The following is a 16,385-nucleotide window of genomic DNA, read 5'->3' on the forward strand; positions in this document are numbered from 1 at the left end:
GTGCCGGCGCGCGGTGACGCCCTAGCGTGCTGCAGGTGACGAGTGCCCCAGAGGCGCCGCTGCCGGGTCGACTCGACCTGCTGCGGCTCACCGTGCCGGCGATCCTGGTGGGCGTCGGCTGCGGGCTGAGCCTGCTCGGGCTCTCGCTGCTGGCCGAGCTGCTCGAGGACCTCGTCTGGGACGACCTGCCCGACGCGGTCGGGGTCGATCCCGACCGCTGGTGGTGGATGGTCGTGGTGCTGACGACCACCGGCCTGCTCGTCGGGCTCGTGGTGCGCTTCGCGCCCGGTCGGGCCGGCCCCGATCCGGCCAGCGCGGAGCTGGTGGCGGCGCCGCTGCCCGGCCTCGCGGTGCCGGGCCTGGCCCTCGCGCTGGTGCTGATGCTCGCCGGCGGCGTCAGCCTCGGCCCCGAGAACCCGATCATGCTCGTCAACGGGTCGCTGACCGTCATCATCGGGATGCGGCTGCTGCCCCGGGTCGCCGTGCCGGCCTGGCTGAGCTGGAGCGTCGCGGGGACGATCGGTGCGATGTTCGGGACGCCGGTCGCCGCGGCCCTGATGCTCACCGAGGCCCAGATCGGCGACCCCCGGATCCCGCTGTGGAACCGGCTCTTCGCGCCCCTGGTCGCCGCCGCCTCGGGCTCGGCGACGATGCTGGCGCTCTCGGACATGGACCTGCGGCTGGAGATCCCCGGCTACGACGGCTTCCACCTGGGCGACGTCGGCTGGGCGGTCGCCGTCGCGCTGCTGACCGCGCTGCTGGGGCTCGCCGCGTCGTACGTCATCTCCCCGCTGCACCGCGTGTTCCGGTCGATCCGGAACCCCGTGGTGATGCTGACGGTGGGCGGCTTCGTGCTCGGCTGGCTGGGCGCCCTCGGCGGCCCCGAGACGCTCTTCAAGGGCCTCGAGGAGATGAAGACGGTCTCGGCCGACATCGCCGACTACTCCAACGGCGACCTCGTCCTGATGGTCGTGGTCAAGCTCGCGGCGCTGCTGGTCGCCGCGGCGTCCGGCTTCCGCGGTGGCCGGATCTTCCCGGCGGTGTTCGTCGGCGTGGTCGCGGGCTGGGCCGTGGTCGGGTTCGTCGACAGCGTGCCGCCGGCCGTCGCGGTCTCGGCCGGGGTCCTCGGCATCACCATCGCCGCGACCCGCAGCGGCTGGCTCTCGCTCTTCCTCGCCGCGACGGTCGTGCCCGACATCGAGCTGCTCCCGGTCCTGCTGATCGCCACCCTGGCGGTGTGGCTGGTCGTCGCCGGTCGGCACGAGCTGCGCGCCGACCCGATCCCGGAGCCCACCGGCTCCTAGCCCGTCTCGTCGCCGGCCCGCTCGCTGGCCCAGAAGCGGAAGAGCAGGTACGCCGCCACCGCGCCCAGCAGGTGCCAGGCCGCGTGCCCCTGGACCAGGGAGTGCGGGTCGCACCACAGCGCCTTGGTGACCCAGATCGCGAAGGCGAGCAGGATCGTGCCCAGCGCGGCCGCGCCCCACCGCAGGTCGGTGCGGGTCGCGCCGGGGCGGCGCCGGAGCCGGACCTCGACGACCACGGCCAGGAGCAGCAGCGCGGCGAAGGCGAGGTTGCCGGCGTACGTCACGACCGGCACCTCGCCGTCGTAGAGCCCGACCAGCTCGCAGCCGGCCACGAGCAGGCCGAACACCAGCCAGAAGGACAGCCGCCCCTGCGGCCCGGTCCACCGCATCAGGGCGTACGCCGCGGCGAACGAGGCCACCAGGTACATGCTCAGCAGGTCGAGCCGACCGCCCAGCTCCGACTGGGTGGCGTGCATCGCGGCGCTGGCCGGCCCGAGGAGCACCACCACGCAGGCGTACGCCGTGGCCAGGCCGGCGTACCGGGGCAGCGCGTCGCCCAGCCGGTCGGGGCGCCCGGCCCGCCACGCGATCAGCAGCCCGGCGACCACGAACCCGAGGTTGGAGAAGGAGTTGGCCGGCTGCCGTACCGGCCCGCCGCGGGTGGCCTCGCAGAAGTTCGCACCGCGCCCCACGTCGGGCCCGAGCCAGCCCGCCCCGATCGCCAGCGCGAGCAGCCCGGTGGAGAGCAGCGCCGTGGCCGCGGCGTACGCCAGCGGGCGCAGCGACCGGGAGGACATCGCCGGGGCCGCGGGTCAGGACCCGCCGGAGATCTTCTCGATCAGCGCCGTGGTGGAGATCGCGGGCGTGCGTGGCAGGTAGACGACCTCGCAGACGTCGCGGAACTCGTCGAAGCGCCCCGCCCAGTCGTCGCCCATGACGAGCACGTCGGCGGCGAACTTCTGGATGTAGTCGCGCTTGAGCTCGAGGCTCTCCTCGACGAACACCTCGTCGACCGGCTTCAGCGCGGCCACGATCGCGAGCCGCTCCGCCTGGCTGAAGACCGGCTCGCGGCCCTTCTTGCGCAGGTTGAGCGCGTCGGCCGAGACCCCCACGACCAGGCGGTCGCCGAGCGCGGCGGCGCGCTCGATCACCCGCAGGTGCCCGACATGGAACACGTCGAACGTGCCGAAGGTGATGACGGTGCGAGGCATGAGCGGAATCTTCTCACTTCGCGGTGGTCTGGACCCAATGGGGGAGGATGGCGTTCGATGAGCGCGACACTGACGATGATCACCCCCGACTCGGAGGCCGACGAGCAGCGGCGCCGAGGACTGCGCCGGATGCGCACCCTCGCGGTGGGGCTGCTCTGCTTCGCCGCCGTCGTGTACGTCGCGACGCTCGGCCACGGCGGCTTCTGGGGCTTCGTGAACGCCGGCGCCGAGGCGTCGATGGTCGGCGCCATCGCGGACTGGTTCGCGGTCACCGCGCTGTTCAAGCACCCGCTGGGGCTGCCGGTGCCGCACACGGCGCTGATCCCGCGCCGCAAGGACGAGCTGGGCCGGTCGCTGGAGGAGTTCGTGGGGGAGAACTTCCTCCAGGAGGAGATCATCCGCGACCGGGTCGCCGCGGCCACGATCTCGCTGCGGGTCGGCCACTGGCTCGTCGTACCCGAGCACGCGAAGCGGGCCGTCGACGAGTTCGCCGACGTGGCGGTGATCGCGCTCGGCCGGATCCGCGACGAGCACGTCGAGGAGCTGGTGCGCGACGCGCTGGTGCCGCGCTTCCGGGCGGAGCCGATCGCGCCGGTGCTGGGGAGCCTGCTCGAGGAGACCGTGCGCGACGACCTGCACCACGGGCTGGTCGACCTCGTGCTCGACGAGGCGCACCGCTGGCTGGTCGAGAACCCCGACACGGTCGCGGAGGTGCTCGGCGAGCGGGCGCCGTGGTGGGCTCCCGCCCGACTCAACGAGGCGGTGATCTCCCGACTGCACCGCGAGCTGGTGAGCTGGGTCGACGACATCCGCACCGATCCGCGTCACCACGCCCGCCTCGCGCTCGACTCGATGCTCGGCCAGCTCGCCCACGACCTGCAGCACGACCCGGAGACCCAGGAGCGCACCGAGCGCCTCAAGGAGCGGCTGCTCGACCAGCCGCAGCTGGTGGCCTCGGGGGTCTCGCTCTGGAACGCCCTGCGGCGCAGCCTCCAGGCCTCGCTGGCCGACCCCGAGGGCGCCGTACGCCGCCGCCTGCTCGACGAGGTGACCGCGTTCGCCCGGCGGCTGGTCGACGACGCCGCGCTCCGGGCGCGCCTCGACGGCCTGGCCGCCGACGCCGCGGTCTTCGCGGTCGAGCGCTACGGCGCCGAGCTGACCGCGGTCATCACCCACACCGTCGAGCGCTGGGACGGCCGGGAGGCCGCCCGCCGCATCGAGCTCCACGTGGGCCGCGACCTGCAGTTCATCCGGATCAACGGCACGATCGTCGGCGGGCTCGTGGGCGTGCTGATCCACACGGTGTCGGTGCTGATCCACTGATCGGTCGTCAGGGTGGCGCGAGCCCGCGCTCGAGGTGTACGGCGCGGGCGGCCGCCTGTTCCATGCGGTGCACGACCCGGCGCTCGTCGCGCAGGTCGCGGCCGACGGTCTCGACGTACTCGAGCCCGGCATTGCGCAGGTCGGCCTCGCGCTCGATGTCTCGGGCGTGGCGGTCGATGTCGCGGTGGTCGGCACCGGCGTGCTCGCCGACCACGCCACGGACCGGGTCGAAGAGATCGGGGATCGCGAGGAATCGGCCGCGGAGGTCCAGCAGGGTGGACGAATCCCGGCTCCGGCGTACCTGGGGACAGCGCGTCGAGCCCGTCAGATGGTCGTTGGCTCGACCCATTTCCAGCCATCTGACGGGCCTCGACGGGCAGGAGCGACAATGGCCTCATGTCCGAGCCGTTCCCCGTCCCGATCCGCGACGACTCGATCCGGCTCGGCCAGTTCCTCAAGCTCGCCAACCTGGTGGAGAGCGGCGCCGAGGCCAAGCCCGTCATCCAGGACGGGCACGTGCGCGTGAACGGCGAGGTGGAGACCCGCCGGGGCCGGCAGCTGGTGCAGGGGGACGTCGTCAGCCTGGGCGGTCAGTCCGCCCTGGTGGCCGAGGAGGGCGCCGACGACGGCCTGCCCTGGTAGCGAGCCTCTGGTGAGGCGTCGTCCTGCGGGATGCCCGGCAAGGCGGAGGAGCGAAGGCGGCCTCTGAGCGGAGCGGGCCGTCGAGCGACGACAACGCAGCCGGGCGCCCGCAGGGCGGCGCCTAGCTGACGCCGAGGAGGTCGACGACGAAGATCAGCGTCTCGCCGGGCTTGATCACGCCGCCTGCGCCCCGGTCGCCGTAGCCCAGGTGCGGCGGGATCACGAGTTGGCGACGGCCGCCGACCTTCATGCCCTGCACGCCCTGGTCCCAGCCGGCGATGACCTGGCCGACCCCGAGCCGGAACTGGAGCGGCGCGCCACGGTTGTACGAGGCGTCGAACTCCTCGCCCGTGGAGTGGGCGACGCCGACGTAGTGCACGGAGACGGTCGCGCCCGCCGTCGCCTCGGGGCCGTCGCCCTCGGCGAGCTCGGTGACCACGAGGTCGGCGGGCGGGTCGAAGTCGGGGAAGTCGATCTCGGGCTTGTCCATGTCGCTCACCCTAACGGGGGGCCCGGGGGCGTTCCGCGCTCCGGCCCGGGGCCGGACTGTCAGGATGTGTCGGTGCCACTACTCCGACCGTCTGTGCGCCCGGACCGCGGGCTGCTCGTCGGGTTCGGGGTGCTGGCGGGGCTCATCGTGCTGTCGATCATCACGCCGGCCCAGCTGATCGCCATCTTCGCGGGCGCGGCGATGGTCGCGAGCCTGCTGACCTCGGCCCGGAACACCGCGATCGTCGCCGCCGGCTCGGTCGCCTGCGCGTTCCTGTCCGTGCTGTGGCTGGAGGACGCCGGCACGTTCGACTGGCTCGCGCGCATCGGGCTGTGCGCGCTGCTCGGCGTCGTCGCGGTGCAGAACGCCGCACTGCGCGAGCGCCGCGAGGAGCGGCTGCAGCGGATGACCGTGATCGCCGAGACCGCCCAGAGGGCCGTGCTCCGGTCGATGCCGACGGCCATCGGCTCGGTCGGCCTCGCCGCCCGCTACGTGTCCGCGGCCGCGGAGGCGCTGGTGGGCGGCGACCTCTACGAGGTCGCGGAGACGCCCTTCGGCGTGCGGGTGATCGTCGGTGACGTCCGTGGCAAGGGCCTCGAGGCGGTGCAGACCGCGGCGACCGTCCTCGGCGCGTTCCGGGCGGCGGCCTTCACCGAGCCGGATCCCGGGGCGCTCGCGATGCGCATCGACGAGACGATGAGCCGGATCCTGGGCGATGAGGAGTTCGTGACCGCGATCGTCGGGCAGTTCCAGGGCGACCGGGTGACGCTGGCCAACTGTGGTCACCACCCGCCGCTGTTCCTGCAGTCGGGCGAGGCGACCACGGTCGACACGGGCGAGCCGACCGTCCCGCTGGGCCTGGGCTCGGTGCCCACCTTGAGCGAGCACCCCTGGCCGCGGGGCGCCCGGATGCTCTTCTACACCGACGGACTGGTCGAGGCGCGTGACGACAGGGGCGAGTTCTTCGCCCTCGACGAGTACGCCGCCGAGCTCGGCGACGGGACCGTCGAGGAGGCGCTCGACCGGCTGGTCGCGCGCCTGCTGGCGTACACGGGTCAGGCGCTGCAGGACGACATGGCGCTCGTCCTCGCCGAGAGCGATCCAGGCTGAGCCTCGCCTCAGGTCTGGTGCACGTAGCTGTCGAGCTGGTCGCGCTCGAACTCCAGCTGGTCGATGCGGTGCTTGACCACGTCGCCGATGCTGATGATCCCGGTCAGCCGGCCGTCACGGACGACGGGCACGTGCCGGATCCGGTGCTCGGTCATCGTCTTCATCAACTCCTCGACGGGGGTGTCCTCGTCGCAGGTCTCGACGACCTCGGTCATGATCGCGCGGACCGTGTTGTTGATGACGGTGCCGTCGGCGTGCAGGTGGCGCACGACGTCGCGCTCGCTGACGATGCCGTCGACCGAGACGCCGTCGCCGCTCACGATCAACGCGCCCACGTTGTGCTCGGCGAGCCTGGCGATCAGCTCGCGCACGCCGGCTTCCGGCGAGATCGTCACGACCTCGCGACTCGACTTGGCCTGGAGAACCTCACCGATCCGCATGGACAGACCGTACCGGTGCACACCGGCTGGGGCCAGGGTCAGTCTCGCGGGCGGTGCAGGCGCAGATCGGAGACCGAGCCGGGGCCCGAGCGGCGCCAGTCCGGGTCGTCGTCGTCATCGGGCAGCGCGCCGAGGAAGGCCAGGGCGGCCTCGTGCAGGTGGCCGTTCGAGGCGAGCGCGTTGCCGCCGAAGGGGCCGTCGGTGCCGTCCAGCGAGGTGAACCGGCCACCGGCCTCGCGGACGATCACGTCGAGCGCGGCCATGTCGTAGACCTCGAGCTCGGGCTCGGCCGCGAGGTCGACGGCACCCTCGGCCAGCAGCATGTAGGACCAGAAGTCGCCGTACGCCCGGGTGCGCCAGCAGCGCCGCATCAGCGACTGGAAGTCGTCGAGCCGGTCCCGCTCCTCCCAGCCGGAGAGGGAGGCGTAGGACAGCGAGGCGTCCTCGAGCCGGCGTACGTCGGAGACCTGGCACCGGGTGGCCTTGAGCAGCGAGCGGCCGGTCCAGGCGCCGTTGCCCGTCGACGCCCACCAGCGGCGCTGCAGCAGTGGTGCCGACACCACCCCGAGCACCACCTCGTCGTCGACGACCAGGGAGATCAGCGTCGCCCAGACCGGCACCCCGCGGACGAAGTTCTTGGTGCCGTCGATCGGGTCGATGATCCAGCGGCGCTGGCTGTGGCCGGTCGAGCCCTGCTCCTCGCCGGTGATCGCGTCGCGCGAGCGGACTCGCGAGAGGGTACGCCGGATGCTCTCCTCGACCGCCTGGTCGGCGTCGGTCACGGGCGTGAGGTCGGGCTTGCTCATCACGTGCAGGTCGAGCGACCGGAACCGGCTCTCGGTGATCGAGTCGGCGTCGTCGGCGAGGACGTGCGCGAGGCGCAGGTCGTCGGTGTAGTCGGTCGGCACGCAGCCAGCCTATTCGCTGTCGACTGAACGTTCCGGCAAGGTGCGCCGTTGTGCTGGGCATGGAGCTCAACGGCCTGCCGCTGCACCCGCTCGTCGTCCACGCCGCCGTGGTGTTCGGACCACTGGCCGCGCTGGCGGCGCTGGCCTACCTGGTGCCGCGGTGGCGTGACCGGATGCGCTGGCCGATGCTGGTGCTCGTCGTGATCGCGGTCGGGGCGATCACCGCGGCGTACTTCACCGGCAAGTCCTTCCTGAACTCCCGGCCGCCGGAGATCCAGACGAGCCCGCAGGTGCTGACCCACGAGCACCGCGCCCGGGTGCTGTTCTGGGTGACGCTCGGCTTCGGCATCGTCGGCCTCCTCGCCGGCTGGCTGCACACGCGCACCGGCGCGCTGCGGGTGGTGCTCGACGTGCTCCTCGGCGTCGGTGCGGGGGCGGTGCTGGTGCTGGTGATCCTCACCGGCGATGCCGGTGCCCGCGCGGTCTGGGGCTGATCGGCGGGGCCGGGCTCGGGCCAGACCGCGGGCGGTCGCCCGCGGCCCTTCGCAGCTTCATCAAGGGATGAAGGTCGACCCGCGCCTACCCGGGTGAACTCGACAGGGGAAGCGCGCCTTCGTCCTCATCCCTTGATGAAGCCGCCACCCCGCACCACCCGGCAGGAGCCCGCTCAGCCGGGGATCTCCTCCGACAGCCGCGGGTAGCGACGCCGGTCCGCCACGCTCCCGTCGGCCCTCCGGATCACGTGCTCCACACCCCGGATCCGCGCCTCTGCGCGGGCCACCTCCGAGGCCGCCTCCCGGGTGCGGTACTCCCCGGGCAGCGGCTCCGCGCCGCCGATCACCCGGTTGCGCCAGGTGTCTCCGGAGCAGTACGTCTCCACGCCACCACCCATCGTGTTCTCCTCCCTCTCCTGGAGGGGCGGTACCGCGGCGGGTGGTGCTCGAAACTCGCCGATTCGGGTGAGTTCGACCGCCGGGGAGCGGGCGACCGTCCATGATGGACCGACCCGGGCGCGAGGGAGACGAGATGACGAGCAGGACGGCGGGCTTCGGCACGCTGCTGTCGGCGGTGCTGGGCGTCTACTTCGGGTTCATGGCCTACGTCATCGACCGGAGCGACTCGGCCACCGAGGCGGACCGTCCGTTGGTGCTCGGCCTGCGCGTGCTCGCCGGTGCCTGCGCGATCGCGGCGTTCTGTTTCGGGATGGCGCTCCTCGACGCCCGCAGCGCTCGCAACACGACCTAGTACGGCGGCTCGCTGCGCGCGACGAGCAGCCGGCGGAACGACTCCACCCGCTCGGGGTCGGCGTCGCCGGTGCGCACGGCCTCGTCGAGCCCGCACTCCGGCTCGTCGGCGCCGTGCGTGCAGCCGCGCGGGCAGTCCTCGGTCATCTCGTCGAGGTCGGGGAACGCCTCGATCAACCGCTCCGGCTCGACGTGGGCGAGCCCGAAGGAGCGGATGCCGGGGGTGTCGACGATCCAGCCGCCGTCGCGGCCGTCGGTCGCGGGCAGGGGCAGCATGATCGCCGAGGTCGAGGTGTGCCGGCCCCGCCCAGTGACGGCGTTGACGTGGCCGACCTGGCGGTCGGCGTCCGGCACCAGTGCGTTGACCAGCGTCGACTTGCCGACGCCGCTGTGGCCGATCAGCACGCTGATCCGGCCGCGCAGCCGCTCCCGCAGTTCGCTCAGGTCGCCGCCACGCTGGGTGACCAGCCACGGTACGCCGAGCGAGCGGTAGGTCACCAGCAGCGACTCCGGGTCCGCCAGGTCGGCCTTGGTGAGGCACAGCAGCGGCTGCATCCGCGCGTCGTACGCCGCGACCAGCGCCCGGTCGATCAGCCGGGGACGCGGCTCGGGGTCGGCCAGGGCGGTGACGACGACGAGCTGGTCGGCGTTCGCGACGATGACCCGCTCGACCGGGTCGTCGTCGTCCGCGGTGCGCCGCAGCACGGTGGTGCGGTCGGCGACCTCGACGACCCGGGCCAGCGTGCCCTCCGCGCCGGAGGTGTCGCCGACGACGCGCACCCGGTCGCCGACCACGACGCCCTTGCGGCCCAGCGGCCGTGCCTTCATCGCGGTCACGGTGCGACCCTCGACGAGCAGCGTGTAGCGGCCCCGGTCGACGGTGACGACCATGCCGTCGAGCGCGTCGTCGTACGACGGGCGCTCCTTGGTGCGAGGGCGGGTGTGCCGACGTGGTCGCTCGTAGTGCTCGACGTCCTGGTCGGAGTACCGCCCGCTCATCAGCGCTCGCTCATCGGCCGATGAGTCCCGACCAGGTGCCCGCGAAGTCCGGGAAGGTCTTGCCGGTCGTGGCGACGTTCTCGACCAGCACGCCGTCGACGGCGGCGCCGAGGATGACGGCGGCGTGCGCCATCCGATGGTCGGCGTAGGTGTGGAACACCCCACCGTGCAGCGGCGCCGGCTCGATGCTCAGCCCGTCGGCGTGCTCGGTCACCTCGGCGCCGAGCGCGGACAGCTCGGTCACGAGGGCCGCGATCCGGTCGGTCTCGTGCCCACGGATGTGGCCGATGCCGCGCAGGTGCGAGGGCGCCTCGGCCAGCGCGCACAGCGCGGCGACGGCCGGGGTGAGCTCGCCGACGTCGTGCAGGTCGACGTCGATGCCGAGCAGGGTGCCCGAGCCCGTGACCCGCAGCCCCTCCTCGACGCGCTCCACCTCGCAGCCCATCGTCGCGAGGATCTCGCGCAGCGCGTCGCCGGCCTGGGTGGTCGAGCGCGGCCAGTCGCGCACGGTCACCGACCCGCCCGAGACCGCCGCGAGCGCCAGGAACGGCGCCGCGTTGGACAGGTCGGGCTCGATCACGTGGTCGACGGCGCGCACCGCCCCCGGGGCCACGCGCCAGCGGTTCGCGTCGGCGTCGTCGACCTGCACCCCGTGCTCGCGCAGCATCGCGACCGTCATGTCGATGTGGGGGAGGGACGGGACCGGCTTGCCGTCGTGGCGTACGTCGACGCCCTCGTCGTAGCGAGCGCCGGCGAGCAGCAGCGCCGAGATGAACTGCGACGACGCGGACGCGTCGACCACGACCGTGCCGCCGCGGACCGAGCCGGAGCCCCGGATCGCGAAGGGCAGCGCCTCCCCGTCGACCTCGACACCGAGGGTGCGCAGGGCGCCGAGGATCTCGCCGATCGGGCGCTTGCGCATGTGCGGGTCGCCGTCGAAGGAGACCGTGCCGGTCGAGAGCCCGGCGACCGGCGGCACGAACCGCATCACGGTGCCCGCCAGCCCGCAGTCGACCCGGGCGTCGCCGGCGAAGGCACCCGGCGTGACCGTCCAGTCGTCGCCCGCGGTGTCGACGGTCGAGCCGAGCGCCGTCAGCGCCGCGGCCATCAGCGTCGTGTCCCGCGAACGGAGCGCCCGGCGGACGACCGAGGGGCCGTCGGCGATCGCGGCGAGCAGCAGCGCCCGGTTGGTGAGCGACTTGCTGCCGGGCAGCGTCACCACGGCGTCGACCGGGTGGGCCGCGCGGGGTGCGGGCCAGGGGTCGGCCGGGGCGTCGGTAGCGGCAGTCACGACGCTCAGCGTAGTGGCGTCAGTGCACTCGTGCGGCGGCCAGCCTCGCCTCGCGCCGGGCATCGTGGGCCAGCCGCTTCGCCTCACGGCGGGCGTCCTTCGCGGCGCGCCTCGCCCGCCAGGCCACGCCCGGCCGGCCCTCGGTGTCGCCGCTGGCGATGATCAGCCCGCCGATGAGCGACACGTTCTTGAAGAAGTGCAGCCTCTGCTGGGTGCGCTGCGCCGGGTCGTCGATCTCCCAGAACCGGTGTCCGGCCGCCGTCGTCGGCACCAGTGACGCCGCGAGCACGGCGGCCGAGAGCCGAGGGGCGCGACCGGTGGCGAGCGCCAGCCCGGCACCGATCTGGACGCCGGCGTTGATCTTGACCAGCGTCTCCGGGTCGTCCGGCACGGGGAGGCCGGCCCTGCGCAGCATCGGGACCACGCGGGAGGTGACCGCGTCGGCCTTGGTCGCGGTGCCGGGGGCGTTCTTGAGCGCGGTCGCGGCACCGACCACGAAGATCGACGCGAGCATCGGTCGGGCGATGAGTCTGCTGACGGTCATGTCCTCCTGTTTACCCGGACCCTGGCAGCCCCACTCCCGATGGCACGCCCAGCGGCACGCCCAGGGTGGTCTCGGGGAGCACGGGTACGCCGCCGAGCCCGAGCCCCAGCCCGACCTCGACACCGTCGGCCCCGATCGAGACGCTCGCCGACAGCCCGGCCGCGGGCGAGCGCGGCGCGGGTGCCGGTTCGGCTGTGGGCGGGCCGGTCGTCGGCGCCGCGGTGGTGGGTGCGGTGGTGGGTGCGGTGGTGGGTGCGGTGGTGGGTGCGGTGGTGGGTGCGGAGGTCGGGGCGCTCGTCGGGGCCGGGTCGGGCGGGGTGGTGGGACCGGAGGTCGGCTCGGGCGTCGCGGGGACGGCGAGGGTGACGGCGCCGGCGGGCCCGCTCCGGTCGGGGTGGGGCGCCCGGTGCAGCGGCCGCGGACCGCTCTCGAGCACCGACGGCGTGCTGGAGACGGCGGGTGGCTCGACCGCGGCGGGCGTCTCCGACGGCGCCCGGTGGAGCGTGATCGCAGCACCCGCGACGACCGCGGACGCTGCGGCACCGGCGACCGCCGCGGTCGGGCCGTGGGCCAGCAGCAGGTCGCGGGCCCGCCCGAGCAGCAGCGCGATGCCCGTGACGGCGGTGCCCCCGCTGGAGGCGAGGTACGCCGCGGCGGCCCCGCCGAGCAGCAGCGGGGCGAGCACCGCGCGGAGGTCGGCGTTGACCTCGCTGAGCTCGAGATAGAGGGAGCTGCACGGCCGGCACCGCTCGAGATGCTGCTCGACCCGGGCGGCGTCGCGCCGGGCGAGGCCGCCGCGGACGTAGGCGCCCAGCTCGGCGCGGGTGCGCTCGCAGGCGTCGTCGTCCGCGTCGCCGGCGTGCATCGTCAGATAGGCCTGGCGCAGGCCCTCCCGGGCCCGGTAGGCGAGCGCGGAGACGGCGTTCGGGGTCATGCCGAGCAGCGGCGCGACCTCGGCCGGCCGCTGTGCCTCGACCTCCGTGTGCCACAGCACCAGCTGCCAGCGCTCGGGCAGCGAGGCGAACGCGCGCGCCGCGGCCGCGCTCTCGAAGCGCTCGACCGCGGTGTCGCGGAAGGGCACGCCGGGGTCGAAGGGCGTCAGGTCGTCGGTCGTGTGCAGCCGCGCCGCGGCCCGGATCCGGTCGACGTGCACCCGTCGTACGGCGGTCAGCAGATAGGCGCGGAACGCGAGGTCCGGGCCGCCGCCGCGCTGCAGGACGCCGAGCACCTTCGCGAACGACTCCGACACGAGGTCGTCGGCGTCCGGCCCCGGCGCCAGCTGCCTGGCGAGCCGCCGGGCGGCTTCGGCGTGGCGTGCGAAGAGCTCGCCGTACGCCGCCACGTCGCCGGCCCGGACGGCCGAGATCAGCTCGGCGTCGCTGCGCCCGTCGAGGGTCGATACGGAGGAGCCCATGCCTGGCCCAACGTCCGAACCCGCGAAAGGCGACGGCATCGCTCGGGAGAGTCGGGCGGAACCCGGGAGAACCCGAAAGAATTGGCGAGCGCGAGCGCGTCATGGGTCGGCGGGTGCGCCGTCCCATAGCCGGCAAGACCGGACCAGAGGGGGAGCTCGACCGTGGATGGGATGGCGACGCGCAGGCGGAGCTCGACCACGGCCGATCCCGGACCGGGGCGGGAGCTGACCGACGAGCTGAGGGTGGCGCTGCCACCCCGCTTCGAGGCAGTGGGGGAGGCCCTGGCTTCGGGATCGGGCTCGGTCGTCGCGTGCGAGGTGCTGGGGGGCACCCTCGCACGCGACGGAGTCTCGCTGCCGGAGGCGCTGGACGGCCTCGCCCGCACCTGGGAGCTGGTGCGCGGCGAGGCTCCGGCGTACGCCGCTGCGCGGGCCCTCGCCGCGGCCTGGGGCGAGGCCACGCTCGGCTACCTGCACGCCGTGTCCTGCGAGGACCCGCTCACGGGCCTCGCGAGCCTGGCCCACCTGCGCACCGTCGTCACCGACCTGCGCCGGGGCGGCCCCGCGCACCAGACCCACGCGCTGGTCGTCGTCGCGACCGGCGCGGGGCCCGACTCGGCGCGGCTCGGCGAGCCGCTGGCCCGCGCGATGGCCGACGCGCAGCTGGGGGCCACGGTGCGCGGGGTGTTCCCGGGCAGCGAGACGATCGGGCACATCGCCCCCGGCCGCCTGGTGGTGCTGGCCTTGCGCGACGAGCTGCTGCTGCGCCGCTTCGACCTGCTGCTGCGGATGATCGACGCCGGCGACCCTCCCCGGCCCCGCGCCTGGATCGAGGGCCTGCCGGCGGACGACGAGGCCGTGGCCGCCCTGCTCGACGAGCTGGCCCGGGTTTAGTGCACGGCTCCTGATCCGGAAGCGCCTGCTGCGCGACGGCGCCGGATCAGGAGACGCACCCTGAGCCGCTGCTGGGCCCGGCCGCCGTCGGCCGTCCCCTCTAGAGTTGCCGCATGTGCGGCCGCTACGCGTCGAGCAGACGCCCGGAGGATCTCGTCGAGGAGTTCGACATCGTCGAGAGTCGCATCCCGGACGCCCTCGAGGCCGACTACAACGTCGCGCCCACCAAGGAGGTGTACGCCGTCGTCGAGCGGCCGCCGTCCAAGGAGAGCGACGAGCCGCCGCAGCGCCAGCTGCGGGTGCTCACCTGGGGCCTGGTGCCGTCGTGGGCGAAGGACGCCTCGATCGGCAACCGGCTGATCAACGCGCGGATGGAGACCGTCGCGGAGAAGCCGGCGTACAAGCGGGCCTTCGCGACCCGTCGCTGCCTGCTGCCGGCGGACGGCTACTTCGAGTGGTACCCGACCCGGGAGACGACCAAGGCCGGCAAGCCCCGCAAGCAGCCGTTCTTCGTCCGGCCGCGTGACCACGGGATCCTCGCGATGGCCGGCCTCTACGAGATCTGGCGCGACCCCGCGAAGGCCGACGACGCGCCCGACCGGTTCCGGTGGTCCTGCACGGTGATCACCACCGACGCCGAGGACGCGCTCGGCGACATCCACGAGCGGATGCCGCTGATGGTCGATCGGGAGCGCTGGGGCGCCTGGCTCGACCCCCGCGCCCAGGGAGCGGAGCTGCTCGACCTGCTCGAGCCGGCCGCCCCCGGCCGGCTCGAGGCCTATCCGGTGTCGGCGCTGGTGAGCAACGTGCGCAACAACGGCCCCGAGCTGCTCGAGCCGCTGCCGCTGGAGCACGGACCCGAGGAGACCTCGTCGTGACCCGGCAGGAACGCCGCCTCGACACGCCGCACGGCGAGGCACGCCTGGTGGTCGACCAGGCCCGCAGTCCGATCGCCACCCTGCTGCTCAGCCACGGCGCCGGCAACGGCATCGACACCCGCGACCTGACCGCGCTCGCCGAGCAGCTGCCGCGCAACGGCGTCACGGTCGTGCGTCTCGAGCAGCCCTGGAAGGTGGCCGGACGCAAGGTGGCGACCGCGCCGCCGACGCTCGACGCCGGGCTGATCGCCGCCGCCAACCGGCTGCGCACCCGCACCCCGCTCGTGGTGGGCGGCCGCTCCGCCGGCGCCCGGTCGGCCGCTCGCTGCGCGAAGCGACTGGCGGCGTCGGGCTGCCTGGCGCTCGCCTTCCCCCTGCACCCGCCCGGCAAGCCGGAGTCGTCGCGACTCGACGAGCTGCGCGGTTCGCGGGTGCCGACGCTGGTGATCCAGGGCGAGCGCGACACCTTCGGCCGGCCGGAGGAGTTCCCCGCCGACACCGACCTGGCCGTCGTGCCCGGTGCCGATCACGGCTTCAAGGTGCCGGCCCGCGGCGAGCTCACCGAGTCCGAGGCGATGGGCATCATCGTGGAGTCGACCCTCGAGTGGATCGTGCGCGAGATCGCCGGCGCGAGCGCCCGCCCCTGAGCGTGGGCCCGGGAATGACCGACGGGGTGTCGGCGTTCCAACCACCATGCAGGCAGTGCTCGAACGCCCGACCGGGCTAGGCTGGGGAGTGATGACCGACCCTGCTGACCCGACCCCCGAGGTCGACCCCGTCGTGGACCTCGCCACCGAGACCGACGCGGAGCGCTCCGCCCGCTTCGAGCGGGACGCCCTGCCCTTCCTCGACCAGCTCTACTCGGCCGCGATGCGGATGACCCGCAACCCGGCCGACGCCGAGGACCTGGTGCAGGAGACGTACGCGAAGGCCTACTCGTCCTTCCACCAGTTCCGGCCCGGCACCAACCTCAAGGCCTGGCTGTACCGGATCCTGACCAACACCTTCATCAACAACTACCGCAAGAAGCAGCGCCAGCCGCAGCAGTCGATGTCGGAGGACGTGGAGGACTGGCAGCTGCACCGCGCCGAGTCGCACTCCTCGACCGGGCTGCGCTCCGCCGAGACCGAGGCCCTCGAGCACCTGCCCGACTCCGAGGTCAAGGAGGCCCTCCAGCGGCTTCCCGAGGAGTTCCGGCTGGCGGTCTACCTCGCCGACGTCGAGGGCTTCGCCTACAAGGAGATCGCCGAGATCATGGAGACCCCGATCGGCACCGTGATGTCGCGGCTGCACCGGGGACGGCGCCAGCTGCGTGACCTGCTCTCGGACTACGTCCGCGACAACGACCTGCTGAGCGTCGGCCGCGATAGGGGCAAGTCATGAGCCACGACCACCCCTCCCTGCCCGGCGAGCCGAGCGCGGGGGACTGTGCCGACTTCCTCGAGCGGATCGTCTACTTCATCGACAACGAGCTCGACGAGGCCGACTGCTCGGAGGTGCGGCTGCACCTCGACAGCTGCAACCCCTGCCTGGAGAAGTACGACCTGCAGCGCACGGTCAAGACCGTGGTGGCGCGCTCGTGCACCGAGATCGCCCCCGACCAGCTGCGCCAGCGAGTGCTGCTGAAGATCCGCGAGGTCCAGGTCCAGCTCCGCGAGGGCTGACCGCTCCACCACCGCGCTGCCCGCGCCCG

General features: G+C 73.5%; 22 protein-coding genes. 11 read left to right on the forward strand and 11 right to left on the reverse strand.

What is annotated here, in order from left to right:
- The first annotated feature begins 35 nt into the window (after positions 1–35).
- Positions 36–1,304, forward strand: a complete 1,269-nt coding sequence (locus KM427_RS08720; protein ID WP_215526956.1) for an ion channel protein — start codon at positions 36–38, stop codon at positions 1,302–1,304.
- Here KM427_RS08720 and KM427_RS08725 read toward each other — a convergent pair.
- The gene (locus tag KM427_RS08725) at positions 1,301–2,101 is read right to left on the reverse strand and encodes a ceramidase domain-containing protein (protein WP_215526957.1); all 801 of its coding nucleotides are present in this window, start codon (positions 2,099–2,101) and stop codon (positions 1,301–1,303) included. The two genes, KM427_RS08720 and KM427_RS08725, sit on opposite strands and share 4 nt — an antisense overlap.
- Positions 2,102–2,116: 15 nt before the next feature.
- Positions 2,117–2,515, reverse strand: coding sequence for an FAD synthase family protein (locus KM427_RS08730; protein ID WP_215526958.1), 399 nt, complete (start codon positions 2,513–2,515; stop codon positions 2,117–2,119).
- Positions 2,516–2,572: 57 nt separating this feature from the next.
- On the opposite strand from KM427_RS08730, the gene KM427_RS08735 reads away from it, so the two are divergent.
- Positions 2,573–3,838, forward strand: a complete 1,266-nt coding sequence (locus KM427_RS08735) for a DUF445 domain-containing protein (protein ID WP_183590790.1) — start codon at positions 2,573–2,575, stop codon at positions 3,836–3,838.
- Between the two features lie 7 nt (positions 3,839–3,845).
- Here the strand turns inward: KM427_RS08735 and KM427_RS08740 are convergent, their stop codons facing one another.
- Complete coding sequence (locus tag KM427_RS08740) at positions 3,846–4,187, reverse strand: hypothetical protein (protein ID WP_215526959.1); 342 nt, start codon at positions 4,185–4,187, stop codon at positions 3,846–3,848.
- Positions 4,188–4,234: 47 nt separating this feature from the next.
- On the opposite strand from KM427_RS08740, the gene KM427_RS08745 reads away from it, so the two are divergent.
- Positions 4,235–4,480 carry an RNA-binding S4 domain-containing protein gene (locus KM427_RS08745; RefSeq protein ID WP_183590788.1) on the forward strand — a complete coding sequence of 82 codons (246 nt, stop codon included), beginning with the start codon at positions 4,235–4,237 and terminating at the stop codon, positions 4,478–4,480.
- Between the two features lie 121 nt (positions 4,481–4,601).
- On the opposite strand, the gene KM427_RS08750 is transcribed toward KM427_RS08745, so the two are convergent.
- Positions 4,602–4,970: an FKBP-type peptidyl-prolyl cis-trans isomerase gene (locus tag KM427_RS08750; protein ID WP_215526960.1), complete on the reverse strand. Its 369-nt coding sequence runs from the start codon at positions 4,968–4,970 to the stop codon at positions 4,602–4,604.
- A gap of 72 nt (positions 4,971–5,042) precedes the next feature.
- On the opposite strand from KM427_RS08750, the gene KM427_RS08755 reads away from it, so the two are divergent.
- Positions 5,043–6,080: a PP2C family protein-serine/threonine phosphatase gene (locus tag KM427_RS08755; RefSeq protein ID WP_215526961.1), complete on the forward strand. Its 1,038-nt coding sequence runs from the start codon at positions 5,043–5,045 to the stop codon at positions 6,078–6,080.
- An 8-nt stretch (positions 6,081–6,088) separates the two neighbouring features.
- Here KM427_RS08755 and KM427_RS08760 read toward each other — a convergent pair whose 3' ends face one another.
- Together KM427_RS08760 and hisN are read right to left on the reverse strand one after the other, a co-directional pair.
- Complete coding sequence (locus KM427_RS08760; RefSeq protein ID WP_183590785.1) at positions 6,089–6,520, reverse strand: CBS domain-containing protein; 432 nt, start codon at positions 6,518–6,520, stop codon at positions 6,089–6,091.
- Between the two features lie 38 nt (positions 6,521–6,558).
- Positions 6,559–7,428, reverse strand: coding sequence for a histidinol-phosphatase (hisN, locus tag KM427_RS08765; RefSeq protein ID WP_183590784.1), 870 nt, complete (start codon positions 7,426–7,428; stop codon positions 6,559–6,561).
- A gap of 59 nt (positions 7,429–7,487) precedes the next feature.
- Between hisN and KM427_RS08770 the strand changes: the two genes are divergently transcribed.
- Positions 7,488–7,922: a DUF2231 domain-containing protein gene (locus tag KM427_RS08770; protein WP_343057813.1), complete on the forward strand. Its 435-nt coding sequence runs from the start codon at positions 7,488–7,490 to the stop codon at positions 7,920–7,922.
- Positions 7,923–8,095: 173 nt separating this feature from the next.
- Here KM427_RS08770 and KM427_RS08775 read toward each other — a convergent pair whose 3' ends face one another.
- The gene (locus KM427_RS08775) at positions 8,096–8,320 is read right to left on the reverse strand and encodes a DUF2188 domain-containing protein (protein ID WP_215526962.1); all 225 of its coding nucleotides are present in this window, start codon (positions 8,318–8,320) and stop codon (positions 8,096–8,098) included.
- Positions 8,321–8,454: 134 nt separating this feature from the next.
- Between KM427_RS08775 and KM427_RS08780 the strand changes: the two genes are divergently transcribed.
- Positions 8,455–8,673 (forward strand): hypothetical protein, encoded by a 219-nt coding sequence (locus KM427_RS08780; protein WP_215526963.1) that lies wholly within the window; start codon positions 8,455–8,457, stop codon positions 8,671–8,673.
- On the opposite strand, the gene rsgA is transcribed toward KM427_RS08780, so the two are convergent.
- From rsgA to KM427_RS08800, 4 genes are read right to left on the reverse strand one after another with little or no spacing between them, the layout of a single operon-like run.
- Positions 8,670–9,671, reverse strand: a complete 1,002-nt coding sequence (rsgA, locus tag KM427_RS08785; RefSeq protein ID WP_215526964.1) for a ribosome small subunit-dependent GTPase A — start codon at positions 9,669–9,671, stop codon at positions 8,670–8,672. The genes KM427_RS08780 and rsgA overlap by 4 nt on opposite strands.
- A gap of 10 nt (positions 9,672–9,681) precedes the next feature.
- Positions 9,682–10,962, reverse strand: a complete 1,281-nt coding sequence (gene aroA / locus KM427_RS08790) for a 3-phosphoshikimate 1-carboxyvinyltransferase (protein ID WP_252275200.1) — start codon at positions 10,960–10,962, stop codon at positions 9,682–9,684.
- A gap of 19 nt (positions 10,963–10,981) precedes the next feature.
- Positions 10,982–11,506: a DoxX family protein gene (locus KM427_RS08795; RefSeq protein WP_215526965.1), complete on the reverse strand. Its 525-nt coding sequence runs from the start codon at positions 11,504–11,506 to the stop codon at positions 10,982–10,984.
- A 10-nt stretch (positions 11,507–11,516) separates the two neighbouring features.
- Positions 11,517–12,920 (reverse strand): sigma-70 family RNA polymerase sigma factor, encoded by a 1,404-nt coding sequence (locus KM427_RS08800; protein WP_215526966.1) that lies wholly within the window; start codon positions 12,918–12,920, stop codon positions 11,517–11,519.
- 171 nt (positions 12,921–13,091) lie between these two features.
- On the opposite strand from KM427_RS08800, the gene KM427_RS08805 reads away from it, so the two are divergent.
- The 5 genes from KM427_RS08805 (at position 13,092) to rsrA (ending at position 16,356) form a co-directional block, all read left to right on the forward strand.
- Entirely contained in the window at positions 13,092–13,814 is a 723-nt protein-coding gene (locus tag KM427_RS08805; protein WP_183590777.1) for a hypothetical protein, read from the forward strand.
- 113 nt (positions 13,815–13,927) lie between these two features.
- Positions 13,928–14,692, forward strand: a complete 765-nt coding sequence (locus tag KM427_RS08810) for an SOS response-associated peptidase (RefSeq protein ID WP_183590776.1) — start codon at positions 13,928–13,930, stop codon at positions 14,690–14,692.
- Positions 14,689–15,339 (forward strand): alpha/beta hydrolase family protein, encoded by a 651-nt coding sequence (locus KM427_RS08815; protein ID WP_183590775.1) that lies wholly within the window; start codon positions 14,689–14,691, stop codon positions 15,337–15,339. Before KM427_RS08810 ends, KM427_RS08815 begins: the two co-directional genes overlap by 4 nt.
- 91 nt (positions 15,340–15,430) lie before the next feature.
- Positions 15,431–16,075: a sigma-70 family RNA polymerase sigma factor gene (locus tag KM427_RS08820; RefSeq protein WP_183590774.1), complete on the forward strand. Its 645-nt coding sequence runs from the start codon at positions 15,431–15,433 to the stop codon at positions 16,073–16,075.
- Positions 16,072–16,356, forward strand: coding sequence for a mycothiol system anti-sigma-R factor (rsrA, locus tag KM427_RS08825; RefSeq protein WP_183590773.1), 285 nt, complete (start codon positions 16,072–16,074; stop codon positions 16,354–16,356). The genes KM427_RS08820 and rsrA overlap by 4 nt, the downstream gene beginning before the upstream one ends.
- Positions 16,357–16,385: the final 29 nt, after the last annotated feature.

This window comes from Nocardioides sp. LMS-CY, from assembly GCF_018732145.1.
In the GTDB taxonomy this organism is placed as follows: domain Bacteria; phylum Actinomycetota; class Actinomycetes; order Propionibacteriales; family Nocardioidaceae; genus Nocardioides; species Nocardioides soli.